The 14,903-nt window shown below is 61.8% G+C and carries 13 protein-coding genes; 10 read left to right on the top strand and 3 right to left on the bottom strand.

The features are described 5' to 3' along the window. Positions 1–63: 63 nt before the first annotated feature. The 3 genes from QZ638_RS05325 to QZ638_RS05315 all read left to right on the top strand — a co-directional run bounded on the left by QZ638_RS05325 (position 64) and on the right by QZ638_RS05315 (position 2,666). Entirely contained in the window at positions 64–744 is a 681-nt protein-coding gene (locus tag QZ638_RS05325) for a GntR family transcriptional regulator (protein ID WP_295807799.1), read from the top strand. A gap of 79 nt (positions 745–823) precedes the next feature. Further along, positions 824–1,915: a bifunctional transcriptional activator/DNA repair enzyme AdaA gene (locus QZ638_RS05320; protein WP_295807798.1), complete on the top strand. Its 1,092-nt coding sequence runs from the start codon at positions 824–826 to the stop codon at positions 1,913–1,915. Beyond that, the gene (locus QZ638_RS05315; protein ID WP_295807796.1) at positions 1,902–2,666 is read left to right on the top strand and encodes an isocitrate lyase/phosphoenolpyruvate mutase family protein; all 765 of its coding nucleotides are present in this window, start codon (positions 1,902–1,904) and stop codon (positions 2,664–2,666) included. Before QZ638_RS05320 ends, QZ638_RS05315 begins: the two co-directional genes overlap by 14 nt. Positions 2,667–2,693: 27 nt before the next feature. Here the strand turns inward: QZ638_RS05315 and QZ638_RS05310 are convergent, their stop codons facing one another. Beyond that, the gene (locus QZ638_RS05310; RefSeq protein WP_295807794.1) at positions 2,694–3,545 is read right to left on the bottom strand and encodes a MurR/RpiR family transcriptional regulator; all 852 of its coding nucleotides are present in this window, start codon (positions 3,543–3,545) and stop codon (positions 2,694–2,696) included. A 155-nt stretch (positions 3,546–3,700) separates the two neighbouring features. Between QZ638_RS05310 and QZ638_RS05305 the strand changes: the two genes are divergently transcribed. The 7 genes from QZ638_RS05305 (at position 3,701) to QZ638_RS05275 (ending at position 11,509) form a co-directional block, all read left to right on the top strand. Further along, a complete protein-coding gene (locus QZ638_RS05305; RefSeq protein ID WP_295807791.1) occupies positions 3,701–4,501 on the top strand; it encodes an N-formylglutamate amidohydrolase in 801 nt (266 codons plus the stop codon). Positions 4,502–4,563: 62 nt separating this feature from the next. Next, positions 4,564–5,073, top strand: a complete 510-nt coding sequence (locus QZ638_RS05300) for a TRAP transporter small permease subunit (RefSeq protein ID WP_295807789.1) — start codon at positions 4,564–4,566, stop codon at positions 5,071–5,073. Beyond that, entirely contained in the window at positions 5,070–6,392 is a 1,323-nt protein-coding gene (locus QZ638_RS05295; RefSeq protein ID WP_295807787.1) for a TRAP transporter large permease subunit, read from the top strand. The genes QZ638_RS05300 and QZ638_RS05295 overlap by 4 nt, the downstream gene beginning before the upstream one ends. A gap of 91 nt (positions 6,393–6,483) precedes the next feature. After that, a complete protein-coding gene (locus QZ638_RS05290; RefSeq protein WP_295807784.1) occupies positions 6,484–7,536 on the top strand; it encodes a TRAP transporter substrate-binding protein in 1,053 nt (350 codons plus the stop codon). A gap of 73 nt (positions 7,537–7,609) precedes the next feature. Beyond that, positions 7,610–8,977 carry a glutamine synthetase family protein gene (locus QZ638_RS05285; RefSeq protein ID WP_295807783.1) on the top strand — a complete coding sequence of 456 codons (1,368 nt, stop codon included), beginning with the start codon at positions 7,610–7,612 and terminating at the stop codon, positions 8,975–8,977. A 1-nt stretch (position 8,978) separates the two neighbouring features. Next, a complete protein-coding gene (locus QZ638_RS05280) occupies positions 8,979–10,367 on the top strand; it encodes an aldehyde dehydrogenase family protein (RefSeq protein WP_295807781.1) in 1,389 nt (462 codons plus the stop codon). Then, entirely contained in the window at positions 10,364–11,509 is a 1,146-nt protein-coding gene (locus QZ638_RS05275) for an iron-containing alcohol dehydrogenase (protein ID WP_295807779.1), read from the top strand. The genes QZ638_RS05280 and QZ638_RS05275 overlap by 4 nt, the downstream gene beginning before the upstream one ends. Before the next feature lie 62 nt (positions 11,510–11,571). On the opposite strand, the gene QZ638_RS05270 is transcribed toward QZ638_RS05275, so the two are convergent. Both QZ638_RS05270 and QZ638_RS05265 read right to left on the bottom strand, forming a co-directional pair. Next, positions 11,572–14,247 (bottom strand): bifunctional acetate--CoA ligase family protein/GNAT family N-acetyltransferase, encoded by a 2,676-nt coding sequence (locus QZ638_RS05270; protein ID WP_295807777.1) that lies wholly within the window; start codon positions 14,245–14,247, stop codon positions 11,572–11,574. Positions 14,248–14,346: 99 nt separating this feature from the next. Further along, positions 14,347–14,903, bottom strand: a 557-nt coding sequence (locus QZ638_RS05265) for an ATP-binding cassette domain-containing protein (protein WP_295807775.1), incomplete at its 5' end; no start/stop codon positions are given.

Raw genomic sequence — 14,903 nt, 5'->3', positions numbered from 1 at the left:
TCGTTAACCAGTGCTCGCGGAAGCTGCGCTGACAATGGCGAGATGGACAGGGGTGGATCGGCAATGGAAAGCGAATTTGTTCCGGTGTCCAGGCGAGTTACCATACAGGATGGCGTCTACCAGCAACTTCGCCACGCACTTATGGTCGGCCGCTTCGATCCGGGCCAGACGCTGACCATCGCTTCACTCGCCGAAACCTTCGCTACCAGCCATATGCCGGTGCGTGAAGCCCTGCGCCGACTGGCGGCGGAAAACGCTCTGGAAATCGCACCGAACGGCTCGGCCCGCGTGCCCGCCATCAGCAAGGCACGGCTCGACGATCTGTGCCGCGCCCGCATCGCGGTCGAAGGTTTGGCGGCAGAGCTTGCTGCGCCCAACAGTTCCGACGCAGATATCAGCGAGCTCGAACGGCTTGTGGAAGCGCACGAGACATCGAGTCATGAAGAGAGCATATACGCAATGCTGGTGAAGAACCGGGAGTTTCACTTCGCTCTCTACCAGGGCTCCGGTTCCGAAGTGTTGCTGCAACTGGCGGAGACCCTGTGGCTGCGTTTCGGTCCCTATATGCGCGTGCTGACCCGCCACCTGGAGCCGACCCTGCGCTCGCACGAAGGCGAAACGTACACACGCCATCATCATGACGCCATCGCGGCATTGCGCAAACGCGACGGATCAGGCGTGCGTCGGGCGATCAGTGAGGACATCAGCGCGACACAAGCTCTGCTCCGCCCGCTTTGCGATTGAAATCGGCGTTTGTCAGGAGCCCTGAAATAAACGCCCGATTTTCGGCGGCAGTCCCCGCACTTTGCGCTAATCTCGCGCCATGCTGTTCCAACGTCCCGACGATGACACACTCTATCAGGCTCTCATGGCGCGCGATTCCGGTTACGACGGTTTCGTTTATGCCGGCGTAACGACCACTGGCGTCTTCTGCCGGATCACATGCCCCGCCCGTAAACCGAAACGCGAGAACGTGACCTTCCACGACACGGTTGCGCAATGTTTCGAGGCAGGCCTGCGCCCGTGCAAGCGCTGCCGTCCCTTGGCACCGTCCGGCGAAGCCGAACCCGTCGTCGCAACGCTGCTGGAAGCGCTCGACAGGGCACCAGGACGACGCTGGAGCGAGGACGATATCGCCAGGGTGGGCTACGACCCTTCCACGGTACGTCGTGCATTCAAGCGACGTTATGGGATCAGTTTCCTGGAAATGGCCCGGCTACGCCGCGTTGCGCTCGCGGTGGAAAACATTGCCGGTGGCGCGAGCGTCATCGAGGCCCAGCAAGAGGCCGGCTTCAGCTCGGGAAGCGGCTTTCGAGACGCAGTCGCACGGCTGATAGGCGAAGCCCCCAGGCAAATGCGGGGCAAGGCGCTGCTACGCGCCGACTGGATCGAGACCCCCATCGGAACCATGGTGGCGATTGCCGACGACCACGCCCTGCATCTCCTCGAATTTCTGGAACGTACCGCATTGCCTGCAGAGATCCGTAAACTGCACAAAGCCACAGGCTCGACCATCGCCATGGGATCAAACGGTCCCATCGAACAGACGCGAAACGAGCTCGCAGCCTACTTTGCAGGCCACGCCGATCACTTCAGGACGCGGCTCGCCACTCACGGCACGCCGTTCGAGCGCCGGGTTTGGGAGACGCTGCGGACCATTCCGCCAGGCACGGTGATGAATTATGCTCGGCTTGCCGCCGCGCTCGATCGCCCTGACGCAAGCCGCGCCGTCGGCCGCGCGAACGGGGCCAACCAGTTCGCCATCGTAATTCCGTGCCATCGCGTCGTCGCCGCAAACGGATCGCTGGTTGGCTATGGCGGCGGGTTGTGGCGCAAGCGCTGGCTGCTCGAACACGAGAAATTAATGTTTCAGAACCATCTCGGCCCGTTGGAGACATGCCATGCGCCAGAATGACAAAGCCCACGCCTTCCACGCCCTGCACGTCAAAGGCAATCCTCTCATACTCTTCAACATCTGGGATTCCGGTTCGGCAGCAGCCGTGGCCGACGCCGGCGCCAGCGCGTTGGCGACGGGAAGCTGGTCCGTCGCGGCCGCTCACGGCTATGGCGACGGTCAGGAAATCCCGGTCGCGTTTCTAGCTCAGGTGGTTCGGCGTATCGTTGAAACCGTAGACTTGCCCTTATCGGTCGATTTCGAAGGTGCTTATGCGACCGACCCGCAAGGTGCCGCCGAGAATGTGTCACGCATTCTCGATGCTGGCGCGGTGGGCATCAACTTCGAGGACCAGATCGTCGGGGGCGAGGGATTGCACCCGATTGCCGATCAGGCCAAGCGTATCGCCGCTATCCGCACAATGGCCGACAAGCGCGGCCTGCCACTCTTTATCAATGCGCGCACGGACCTGTTCCTCAAGGAAAGCGATCGCGATCGGCACGCGGAATTGATCGCCGAAGCGAAGGCGCGTGCCAAAGCCTTTGCGGATGCGGGCGCCAACGGCTTCTTCGCTCCGGCGCTGGTGGACGCGCCACTGATAGAAGATCTTTGCGACGCGTCCAAATTGCCCGTCAACATCATGGCAATGAAGTCCGCGCCGGATGCGGCGGCACTAGGGCGGCTGGGCGTCGCCCGCATCAGCCACGGCCCAGGCCCCTATCGCGGCGCCACAGCCTGGCTGAAGGAAGCAGCGGCGGCGGTCTACGGATAACGGAAAGTTCCGTTCAGGTGCGCTTGGTCACTCCTTTGCGGACGGCTTGTTCCAGTGAATATGCTCCAACGCCTGGATACGGCTGCGCGCGGCGTCCCAGTCTTTGTGTGTCACGCGGTCGACGATCGCTTCCACCAAAGCGATCAACACCACACCCGAATCCCACGTGCGGCCGGAATCGATCGCGCAAGGCAGAACCACCTTCGCGTATCGCGAGATCGGCGAAAGCCAGCTATCGGTGATCAACACGATGCGCGCTTTGCGTTCACAAAGAAGTTCGCTCAGATGCACCAGGTCGCGCTGATAGCGACGAATGTCAAAAAGCACGACCACATCGCCAGCCTTAACGTCAAGCAATTGGTCGTCCCAGGTGGAGGTCTGGTCCTGAAAGCGGCGCACATTGGGTCGCACAATACGCAGGTGTGCAGCCATATAGCGGGCAATGGCATCGCTGAAACGGCCGCCCAGCGTGTAGCAAGCCGTCTTCGGGTCCGACAGCAGTGTGCAGGCCGCCTCGAACTCACTTTCGGGTATAGCTTCCAGCGTCGTCTGGATGTTGGCCATGGCCCTTGAAAAATAAGCGCCGAGCGCCGAGCCGTTGAGGCTGCGTGTCGCCGAGCTGTCCCCCTTTTCGAGCGGCGAGAGAAGCTCCGCCTGAACTTCCGCGCGCAGGGTCCGCTGAAACTCCGGATAACCGGAGAAGCCGAGCCGCGATACGAAACGCAAAACGGTCGGCGCGCTGGTGCTGGCGAGCATGGCAAACTCGGCAACGGTCGACAGGCCACTGCTGGGATAATTGGCGAGAAACGCATGCGCCACTTTGCGCTCGGCGTCGGTCATCTGGCCGAGCGCCACATGAACCTGTTCTTTCGTTCCCAAGCGCGTCTCCTCGACAAGACATCCAATCACGGCCCGTAATGAAAATTACACGATTGACAAATTCCCGGCAATGCTAATCAATATTACAAAGCCGCTTCAAAGAGACGTTCCCCCGGAAAACAATAAAGGAACGGGCGGAACTGTGTGGAGGTTTGATGGTCAGAGCGCTGCTTGATCCGTCCGAGGGAGAGCCATTCCAGATCGAGCGCGCCGGTGGACGGTCGCCCGTCATTCTCGTATGCGAACACGCTTCACGCCGCATACCCCGTGCCCTTTCGACATTGGGGGCCAAACCGGAAACACTGACAAGTCATGCCGCCTGGGACATCGGCGCGCTGGCAACCGCGCAGAAGCTCTCCGCCCTGCTCGATGCACCGCTCATTCACCAGCGGTTTTCACGCCTGGTGTACGATTGCAACCGACCACCGGAGGCGATGGACGCCATTCCCGAGATGAGCGAAGTCCACGCGATCCCGGGCAATCGCACACTTGCCGAGCAGGCACGGCGTCAGCGGGTCACTGAAATCTACGAACCGTTCCGCCAGGCGGTAGCGGATCTCATCGCAACCCGTACCGGCCCGGCCAAACTGCCGGTCATCGTTACCATCCATTCTTTCACGCGCGTCTATTTCGGCATCGCCCGACATCGGGCTATCGGCCTGCTGCACGACCGCGACCGGCGACTCGCCGACGCCATGCTGCAGCTTGCCGAAGGACAGGGCATCGCCAACGCGTTGCGCAACTACCCTTACGGGCCGGAAGACGGGGTCACGCACACGCTGCGCCTGCACGCGGTTCAAAACGGCCTGCTCAACGTCATGATCGAATATTGCAGCGACCTCATCGAAACCGCTGCGGGACAAGACGAATGGGCAAAGCGCACCGCTCGACTGCTCGAAACGGCTTTGGAGCGCTTTCACGTCGACATATACGCAGCCGGGCCAGAAAAAGCCTGACAAAAACCGGCACGGAACCGAAGCGGGAAAACAATGGAGCAAGAAATGGGAGACCGGAACCGATGCCGAACGCCATAAGGCGCTACGTGCGTCTGATCGATCGGACAAACCATTATGTCGGTCTTGTGGTCATGTACATGATCTTCCTGATGATCGGCATCCTGCTTTACTCGTCGATCATGAAGACCGTGGCCATTCCACCACTGTGGACGCTGGAAATGGCGCAGTTCGCCATGGTCGCCTATTATATGGGCGGCGGCGGGTGGGCGCTGCAAAACGACTCCCATGTGCGCATGGACTTGATCTACGCACGCTGGTCGCCGCGCACAAAAGCCATCGTCGATTCCGTCACCGTCCTCTTCCTGATCTTCTATCTCTCACTTCTGCTCTACGGCGGTTTCTCCTCCACCTCCTATGCCTTGAAATACGATGAAACCAGCTATTCTGCGTGGTCGCCCTACATGGCACCGATCAAGATCATCATGTGTATCGGCATCGCGCTGACGCTGCTCCAAGCCATCGCGCAGCTTTTCAAGGACGTAGCGCAGGCACGCGGGGAGGAACTGTCTTGAGCTACGAACTCACCGCAATCCTGATGTTCACCGGTATGATGGGTTTGCTCCTGACGGGCCAGCGCGTCTTCGGCGCCATCGGTTTCATCGCCGTTGTTTTCGCACTGTTGCTCTGGGGCACAGGTGGTTCCGAAATTGCGTTCTCCGCTGCCATGAAACTGATGAAATGGTACGCGCTGCTGACGCTGCCGCTCTTCATCTATATGGGCTACATGCTGTCGGAATCGGGCATTGCCGACGATCTCTACAAGATGTTCCATGTGTGGTTCGGTCCGGTGCGCGGCGGTCTCGCCATCGGCACGATCGCGCTCATGGTCGTCATCTCCGCCATGAACGGCCTTTCCGTCGCCGGCATGGCCATCGGTGCGACCATCGCCCTGCCGGAATTGCTCAGACGCGGCTACGACAAGATCATGGTGACCGGCGTCATTCAGGCCGGCTCATCGCTCGGCATTCTCGTGCCGCCCAGCGTGGTGCTGGTGCTTTACGCCATGATCGCACGCCAGCCGGTCGGCCAGCTCTGGCTCGCGGGTGTGTTTCCGGGCCTGCTCATGGCGGGTCTCTTCATTCTCTACATCGCCGTGCGCTGCTGGTTGCAGCCCAATCTCGGGCCTGTGCTTCCTGCCGAAGAACGCCGCATACCGATGTCGGAAAAGATCAAGCTTCTTTCCGCCGGCATCCTGCCCTTCATGATCTTCTTCCTGATGACCGGGCTTTTCGTCATGGGCGTTACCAGCCTCGTGGAGAGCTCAGCCATCGGCGCGGTTTCGGCGACCGCTGCCGCCGCCATTCGTGGCCGCCTCACATTCAAGGTGATCCACGACACGGTGCGCAAAACGCTTTCCGTCTCGTGCATGTTCATGTGGATCATCCTGGCCGCGCTGTGCTTCGGCGCGGTGTTCGACGGGCTGGGCGCGGTCAGGGCCATCGAGGGCTTCTTCCTCGATCAGCTCGGCCTGTCGCCCTGGGAAGTGCTGATCCTGATGCAGCTTTCCTATCTCATCATGGGCATGTTTCTGGACGATACGGCGATGCTCGTCATCGTCGCGCCGCTCTATGTGCCGCTCGTCAAGCTGCTCGGCTTCGACCTCATCTGGTATGGCGTGCTCTACACGATCACCTGCCAGATCGCCTACATGACCCCGCCCTTCGGCTACAATCTGTTCCTAATGCGGGCCATGGCACCGCCGGAGATCGGGCTCGGAGACATATACCGATCCATTGTGCCCTTCGTGGCGGTCATGGTGTTCGCACTGATCATCGTCATGGCTTTCCCGCAGATCGCGCTATGGCTCCCGCAACACGTTTATTCGCGCTGAAACCAAAGAAACCACGGAGGTGACGACAAGAAAAGCCTGCGGCAATGCCCGGCAAAAGCGACCGGGACAACAACCAGAGGAGTGAACGAAGATGCAAAACAGACGCGACTTTCTAAAAAAGGCGGGCATGGCATCGGCGGCAGCAGCCGGAACCACGGCCCTTGCAACGCCCTATGTTCATGCGCAAAGCCCGATCCGCTGGCGGCTGCAGACCTATGCTGGCGCCGCCCTTGCCGAACATGTCGTCAAACCGGCCATCGACGCCTTCAACAAGGCAGCCAATGGCGAGATGGAGATCGAGCTCTACTACGCCGATCAGCTCGTACCGACGGGCGAGCTTTTCCGCGCCATGCAGAACGGCACGATCGACGCCGTGCAGTCGGATGACGATTCCATGGCGGCCCCGGTCGATGTGTCGGTCTTCGGCGGTTATTTCCCCTTCGCCACGCGCTATTCGCTCGACGTGCAGGCCCTGTTCTACAAGCACGGCCTGGCCGAGATCTGGGAAGAAGCCTATGGCGAAGTGGAGGGCGTAACATGGCTTTCTGCGGGCTCCTGGGATCCCTGCCACTTCAACACGAAGGAACCCATCAACAGCCTCGAAGACCTGAAGGGCAAGCGTGTCTTCACCTTCCCGACAGCCGGCAAATTCCTCTCTCGCTTCGGTGTCGTTCCCGTCACCCTGCCCTGGGAAGACGTGGAAGTGGCCGTGCAGACCGGCGAACTCGACGGCATCGCCTGGTCGGGCATCACCGAGGATTACACGGTGGGCTGGGCCGACGTGACGCCCTACCTGCTCACCAACAATATCTGCGGTGCGTGGGTGGGCTCCTTCTTCGCCAATTCGGACCGATGGAACGAAGTGCCCGACCATCTGAAGCAGCTCTTCCGACTGGCGATGGATTCCTCGCATTATTACCGCCTGCACTGGTATTGGGCCGGCGAAGCGGATCTGCGCGTCAATGGCGGCAAGATGGAGCTCACCACCATACCCGACGCCGAGTGGGCGACGGTGGAAGCCGAGGCGGAAAAATTCTGGGACGAGATCGCCGCCGAGGGCGGGCGCAGGGAGCGCGTCGTGCAGATCTTGCGCAACTATCGCGCCCTCATGCAAAAGGCCGGCCCACCCTATCGCTACGGCTGATTAGATCGAAACTTCATGGCTCCGGGGCAAATACTCCGGGGCCAAACCCAAAACCACCGACAGGACGAATTGAATGGCGGGCAAACTGACTTTGGAAAGCCTCAAGGCGGCAGCGGAGGCCGGCGAGATCGACACGGTTCTCGTCGCGCTGGTCGACATGCAGGGGCGCCTGATGGGCAAGCGGTTCCATGTGGACTTCTTCCTCGAAAGCGCTTTCGAGGAGACACACAGCTGCAACTATCTGCTCGCCACCGACATGGAGATGTTCACGGTCGAGGGCTATCGCGCGACGAGCTGGTCGGCGGGCTATGGCGACTACACGATGAAACCGGACCTTTCGACCATGCGCCGCATTCCCTGGCTGGAAGGCACGGCGCTGGTTCTGTGCGACGTGCTCGACCACCACACCCATGAGGACGTGCCCCATTCGCCCCGCGCCATCCTGAAAAAGCAGGTCGCGCGGCTGGAAGCCATGGGCATGAAAGCCATGATGGCCTCGGAACTGGAATTCTTCTTGTTCCGCGACACGTTCGAGGAAGCCGCCGCCAAGGGCTATCGCGGGCTGGAGCGCATCAGCGCCTATAATGAGGATTATCACATCTTCCAGACCACCAAGGAGGAAGACGTGATGCGAGCGATCCGCAACGGCCTCAACGGTGCCGATGTGCCAGTGGAAAACTCCAAGGGCGAAGCCGATGCCGGTCAGGAAGAAATCAACGTCCGCTACACCGATGCGCTCACCATGGCGGATCGCCATGCCATCGTGAAGAACGGCTGCAAGGAAATCGCCTGGAAGGCCGGGCGCGCCGTCAGCTTCATGGCAAAGTGGGACGACAATGCCGCCGGCAATTCCTCGCATGTGCACCAGTCACTCTGGGCGCTCGACGGAAAGCCCCAGTTCTTCGATCCGTCGGGCGAGCACGGCATGTCCGAACTCATGCGGCACTACATGGCCGGCCTTCTCGCCCATGCCGGCGAGATCACCTATTTCCTCGCGCCCTACATCAACTCCTACAAGCGTTTCGCGGCTGGCACCTTCGCCCCCACCAAGGCGATATGGTCGTTCGACAACCGCACGGCGGGTTACCGCGTCTGCGGTTCGGACACCAAGGCGGTGCGCGTGGAATGCCGTGTCGGTGGCGCCGACCTGAACCCCCATCTTGCCTTCGCGGCGCTAATTGCGGCAGGCATTGATGGCATCGAAAACAAGAAAGAGCTGGAGCCGGCCTTTGTCGGCGACGCGTATGAGGGCGAAGGGATCCGCGAGATACCCAAAACCCTGCGCGACGCCGCCACCGCGCTCGACGGTTCGAAAATGCTGCGTGCGGCCTTTGGTGACGACGTTGTCGATCACTATGTCCATGCAGCCCGCTGGGAACAATCCGAATATGACCGCCGCGTCACCGACTGGGAGGTCAGGCGCGGTTTTGAGAGAGCATGACATGACGAAAACCCTGCAATGCATTTCCCCCATCGACGGATCGGTCTTCGCCGAGCGACCCGTGATGGCCCCCGACAAGGCTGCCACGCTTCTCGCCACCGCCCGCCAGGCGCAGAGGGCCTGGGCCGCGCGTCCGCTCGATGAGCGCATCGCGCTGGTCAATGCCGGCATCGCCCGCCTCAACGAGATGAAGGACGAGGTGGTGCCGGAGCTTGCCCACATGATGGGTCGCCCGGTGCGCTATGGCGGCGAGTTCGGCGGCATGAACGAACGCTCCTCCTACATGGCCGGGATAGCCGAGCGCGGACTCGCACCGATCGTTCTGGAGGATTCGGAAAGCTTCGCGCGTCGCATCGAACGCGTACCGCATGGTCTTGTCGGCATCATCGCGCCATGGAACTACCCCTACATGACGGCCATCAACACGGTTGTTCCGGCGCTCATCGCGGGCAATGCGGTCGCCATCAAACACGCCACGCAGACGCTGCTGGTGGGCGAGCGTATCGTGCGCGCCTTCCATGAGGCCGGCATTCCCGAAGAGCTGTTCGTCAATCTGTTCCTCGACCATGCCGGCACGGAGAAGCTGATCGGCGATCGCTCCTTCGACTTCGTCAACTTCACCGGTTCCGTTGGCGGCGGACGCGCCATCGAGCGCGCCGCGGCCGGCACCTTCACCGGGCTCGGGCTCGAACTCGGCGGCAAGGATCCGGCCTATGTGATGGACGATGCGGACATCGATTGGGCCGTCGACGGGCTGATGGACGGCGCGATGTTCAATGCCGGCCAGTGCTGCTGCGGCATCGAGCGCATCTATGTGGCCGAGAAGCATTTCGAGAGCTTCGTCGAGAAATCCGTCGACTGGGCGAACAAGCTCAAGCTCGGCAATCCGCTGAACGAGGAAACCACGATCGGCCCCATGGCCAACAAGCGTTTTGCAGCCGAAGTGCGCAGCCAGACCGCAGAGGCCGTGGCACAGGGCGCGAAAGCGCTGGTCGATCCCAAGCGCTTCCCCGAAGACGATAGCAGCACCTATCTCATGCCGCAGATTCTGATCGACGTGAACCACCAGATGCGGGTGATGCGCGAGGAGAGCTTCGGCCCCGTCGTCGGCATCATGCCGGTAAAGGACGACGCCGAAGCGCTCGACCTCATGAACGATTGCGAATTCGGCCTCACCGCCTCGCTGTGGACCGCCGACCCCGACCGCGCGGCGGCACTTGGCTCGGAGATCGAAACGGGCACCGTGTTCATGAACCGTGCCGATTATCTCGACCCCGCATTGTGCTGGACCGGCTGCAAGAACACGGGGCGCGGCGGCGCATTGTCGGAAATCGGATACCACAATCTGACCCGCCCGAAATCCTACCATTTGAGAAAGAAACAGGCATGAAGCTCGAAGGAAACTGGTCCTATCCCACGTCTGTGCGGTTCGGCACGGGCCGGATCAAGGAACTGGCCGAGGCCTGCAAGGCGGCCGGCATTTCAAAGCCCCTGCTCGTCACCGACCGTGGGCTGGCCGGCATGGACATCACGAAGAATGCGCTCGACATTCTGGAGAATGCCGGTCTTGGGCGCGCGATCTTTTCCGAGGTCGACCCCAACCCCAACGAGACGAATCTCGAAGCCGGCATCAAGGTGTTCAACGATGGCGGGCATGATGGCGTCGTGGCGTTTGGCGGCGGTTCGGGCCTCGATCTCGGCAAGCTGATCGCTTTCATGGCCGGTCAGACACGGCCGGTGTGGGACTTCGAGGACATCGGCGACTGGTGGACCCGCGCCGACGCCTCGAAAATCGCACCGAATGTGGCCGTGCCCACCACCGCCGGCACCGGCTCGGAAATGGGGCGCGCAGGCGTGCTCACCAATTCAAGGACCCATGTGAAGAAGATCATCTTCCATCCGAAGGTGCTCCCCTCCGTGGTGATCTGCGATCCGGAACTGACGGTGGGCATGCCAAAGGCCATCACCGCCGGCACGGGGATGGACGCCTTCGCGCATTGTCTGGAGGCCTATTCCTCGCCCTTCTACCACCCGATGAGCCAGGGCATCGCGCTCGAAGGACTTCGTCTGGTGAAGGAAAACCTGCCGCGCGTCTATCGGAACGCGGACGATCTGGAAGCGCGCGCGCACATGATGAGCGCCGCCGCCATGGGCGCGGTCGCCTTCCAGAAGGGGCTCGGCGCCATCCACGCACTTTCGCACCCTGTCGGCGCTGTTTACAACACCCACCATGGCACCACCAATGCGGTGGTGATGCCCGCGGTGCTGAAACTCAACCGGCCTGAAATCGAGGACCGCATCGCCGCGGCAGCCGCCTATCTGGGCATTGCAGGCGGATTTGACGGGTTCTTCGATTACGTGATGAGCCTGCGTGCCGAACTCGGCATTCCCGACCGGCTTGGCGACATGGGTGTGGGCACGGACCGCATCGACGAGATGGTCGAAATGGCGCTGGAAGACCCGAGTGCCGGCGGCAACCCGGTCAAGCTGACCGTTGCGAACACGAAGGCACTGTTCGAAGCCTGTATCTGAGGTTTGACCGCTGTCAAACGTTCCTCATCCGGCAGACGGGTGAGGGACTACACTGGGTCTGCCTAAAGCTCCAGCACCACTGTGATCACGCCGGCCTCGCCGCTTTCCTTCACCACGAAACCGAAATCCCGGCACATGGCGAGCATCTTGGTGTTGTCGCTCAGCACGATGCCTTCGATAGCGCCGATTCCTTCTTCCCGGCCATAGTCGATGAGCTGCTTCAAAAGCGCGAAGCCAAGCCCGTGCCCCTGAAGATCGGTGCGCACAAGCAGGCCATACTCGGCGATCTCCTTGTCGGGATCGGAAGAGAGGCGGCCAATGCCGGCCATTTCCCCATCCTCTTCCCGCAGCGCGATGAAGGCCATGTCGCGCTCGTAGTCGAGTTGGGTCAACCGTTCCAGCATTTCATCCGGAAAGTGCTTGCGCGGCGCCAGGAAACGGAAGCGGATGTCCTCCGGCGAAACACGCGACAGGAAATCCGGAAACAGCGCCACATCCGCCGGCTTGATCGGGCGCAGATGATAACGATGGCCTTCGAGGTTCACATCCTTCTCCCACCCGTCCGGGTAAGGCCGGATGGCGAGATCGGTGTTCGGTCCCGCACGGCCGATTTCCGCCGGTTCGATCTCGATGCGCGCATCGAGCGCCACCACGCCGTCGGCATCCGCCAGAAGCGGATTGATGTCCATGCCCTTGATGCAGGGAAAATCGACGATCATCTGCGACACCGCATTGAGCGCCCCGGCAATCGCCTCCCGGTCGGCGGGCGCGCGGTCGCGATACCCGGCAAGCAACTTGCCGATGCGCGTCGAGGCCATCAGATCGCCGGCCAGCACATCGTCGAGTGGCGGCAGCGCGATTGCCGTGTCCTCCATCACCTCCACAGCCGTGCCGCCGGCACCGAACAGCACCACCGGCCCGAAGATCGGATCCTGGCTGACACCGAGGATCAATTCATGCGCATGCCTGCGCACCACCATGGGCTGAACCACGAAGCCCTCCAGCCCTTCGACCGTTCCGGCATCCTCAAGCCGTTTCACGATGTTTTCAGCGGCCTTTGTGGCCGATTCCGGAGTCTTGAGACCGAGCACCACACCACCGACATCGGATTTGTGGGTGATGGTCTTGGAGAGAAGCTTGACGACAACCTTCTCCGAACTCTCGAGCATCCGCGCGGTGGCCGCGCCCACCGCTTCCGGCGTTTCGACAATCACCGTTTCGGGCACTGGAATTCCGTAGGCGGCAATCGCCGCCTTGGCTTCGGGCTCCGTCAGCATCCGGCGACCTTCGGCTGCAACCTTTTCGAGAATGGCGCGCAACCCATCGCGATCGCCATGCACATCCTCGCTGCGGCTTGAAGGCACACGGGTCAGAGCCTTCTGCGCGCGCGACCATTCGCTCAGGTAGGAGAGCGCGGCCGTGGCGCTCGACGGCGTACTGAAGTTCGCAATGCCCGATTCCTGCAGAATGCGGCGCCCTTCTCGCGCCGTTTCCTCGCCCAGCCAACAGGTGATAAGCGGCTTGCCATTGATCCGGCCCTTGTCCGCGTGCGCCGCGACGGCATGCGCGGCATCGGAGGGTGATGCAAGCCCCGTCGGACAGTTGAAGACGAGAACGGCGTCCGTATCGGGGTCGTCGGCCACCGCCAAAACAGCCTCGCTGTAGCGTTCCGGCGGCGCATCGCCGATGATGTCTGCGGGATTGGAGTGCGACCAGTTGGGCGGTAGCGCTTTGTTCAAACGCGTGATCGTTTCGGGCGAAAACGCCGCCAATGTTCCACCGAGATCGTTGAGACGGTCGACCGCCAGCACGCCCGCGCCACCACCGTTGCTGACGATGCCCACTTGCGCGCGCTGCAAGGGACGGAAACGCGCGAGCACTTCGGCTGCGTCGAACAACTCTCCGAGGTCGAGCACGCGCAGAATACCGGCGCGACGCAGCGCCGCCTCCACAACGCGATCGGCGCCTGACAGCGCGCCCGTGTGGGTTGCCGCCGCCTGTGCCGCCTGTGCGTGACGACCCGACTTTATCACGATCACCGGCTTTAGCCTCGCGGCGGCCCGCGCGGCCGTCATGAACTTTCGCGGATTTGGGATCGTTTCGAGATACATGAGAATGCCGCGCGTGCGTCCGTCGCCAGCGAGCATTTCAAGATAATCGCCCACATCCACGTCTGCCATGTCGCCAAGCGAGACGATGTGCGAGAAGCCCACCCCCTCCGCCGCCGCCCAATCCACAAGCGAAGTCGCGATTGCACCCGACTGCGACAAGAGAGCCAATCCACCGGGCTTCGCCTGCATGTGCGCAAAGCTGGCATTGAAATTCATCGGCGGCACAATCAACCCCACCGTGTTCGGGCCAATGATACGAAACAGGTAAGGTTTCGCCGCATCAAGCATAGCCTGGCGCAGCCCATTCTCCCGCGTAAGCCCGGCGGTTATGACCACCGCTGCGCGCGTGCCTTTCTCGCCCAGTTCGGTGATGATACCGGGCACGGGCTCAGGCGGTGTCACGATCACGGCAATGTCCGGTACCGCTGGAATGTCGGCCGCGCGCTTGTAGCAGCGGCGACCTGCGACCTCCTTGTACTTCGGATTGACCGGCCATATGTCGCCGTCGAACCCGCCTTCCCGCAGGTTCTCCATCACGATATGTCCAACGGCTCCGGGTCTGCTCGACGCGCCGATCACGGCGACGGATCGCGGGCGGGCGGCAAATTCCAGATTGCGGATCGTCATGGGCGATGACTCCGGGTTCGCGCTGATCGGGTCTTGCAAACGCACTATAGCGGCATGGTGCAAAGGGAATGCAACCCGCCCGGCACGATTCCGCTCAGCCTATTGCATGCGGCGGTCTCGAAGTCGCGGCGCAGCCGCCACCAACGCCCGACCCGCCTGCGATTGCGGCTTTGCGATGATCTGCGGCGTCGATCCTGTCTCGACAATACGTCCCCTCTCCATGATCGCCACCCGATGGGCGATGAGACGCACCACCGCAAGGTCGTGCGCTATGAAGAGGTAAGAGAGGCCGTCGCTTTTCTGCAAATCAGCGATGAGTTCCAGGATCTGGCCGCGCACCGACTGGTCGAGTGCGGACACCGGCTCGTCGAATACGATAAGCGAGGGTCGTACCGCCAGCGCGCGGGCGATCGCGACACGCTGACGCTCGCCCCCCGATACTTCATGAACGCCGCGCCTAGCATAGGCAGTGGGAAGTCCGACTCGTTCCAGAAGCTCGCCGACCCGCGCCGGGCGCGAACCGCGATCTGCGAGCCCGTGGATGCGCAGCGGGTCCGCCAGCACACCCCCAATGGTCGCGCGGGGATTAAAGGCCGCAAGGGGATCCTGAAACACCATCTGGCAGGTTTTTGCGAACGCCCGATCCGGCGCATGGC

Origin of the sequence: uncultured Nitratireductor sp. (genome assembly GCF_913053745.1) — a bacterium.
In the GTDB taxonomy this organism is placed as follows: domain Bacteria; phylum Pseudomonadota; class Alphaproteobacteria; order Rhizobiales; family Rhizobiaceae; genus Nitratireductor.
The sequence above is the reverse complement of the archived record's forward strand: the minus strand, read 5'-3'. Positions and strand labels throughout refer to the sequence as shown.

Bases quoted from the DNA above. Each gene is read 5' to 3' on its own strand.
- QZ638_RS05275 (WP_295807779.1), top strand. From the start codon at position 10,364: ATGAAGCTCGAAGGAAACTGGTCCTATCCCACGTCTGTGCGGTTCGGC.
- QZ638_RS05285 (WP_295807783.1), top strand. From the start codon at position 7,610: ATGGCGGGCAAACTGACTTTGGAAAGCCTCAAGGCGGCAGCGGAGGCC.
- QZ638_RS05325 (WP_295807799.1), top strand. From the start codon at position 64: ATGGAAAGCGAATTTGTTCCGGTGTCCAGGCGAGTTACCATACAGGAT.
- QZ638_RS05315 (WP_295807796.1), top strand. From the start codon at position 1,902: ATGCGCCAGAATGACAAAGCCCACGCCTTCCACGCCCTGCACGTCAAA.
- QZ638_RS05300 (WP_295807789.1), top strand. From the start codon at position 4,564: ATGCCGAACGCCATAAGGCGCTACGTGCGTCTGATCGATCGGACAAAC.
- QZ638_RS05305 (WP_295807791.1), top strand. From the start codon at position 3,701: ATGGTCAGAGCGCTGCTTGATCCGTCCGAGGGAGAGCCATTCCAGATC.
- QZ638_RS05290 (WP_295807784.1), top strand. From the start codon at position 6,484: ATGCAAAACAGACGCGACTTTCTAAAAAAGGCGGGCATGGCATCGGCG.
- QZ638_RS05280 (WP_295807781.1), top strand. From the start codon at position 8,979: ATGACGAAAACCCTGCAATGCATTTCCCCCATCGACGGATCGGTCTTC.
- QZ638_RS05270 (WP_295807777.1), bottom strand. From the start codon at position 14,247: ATGACGATCCGCAATCTGGAATTTGCCGCCCGCCCGCGATCCGTCGCC.
- QZ638_RS05320 (WP_295807798.1), top strand. From the start codon at position 824: ATGCTGTTCCAACGTCCCGACGATGACACACTCTATCAGGCTCTCATG.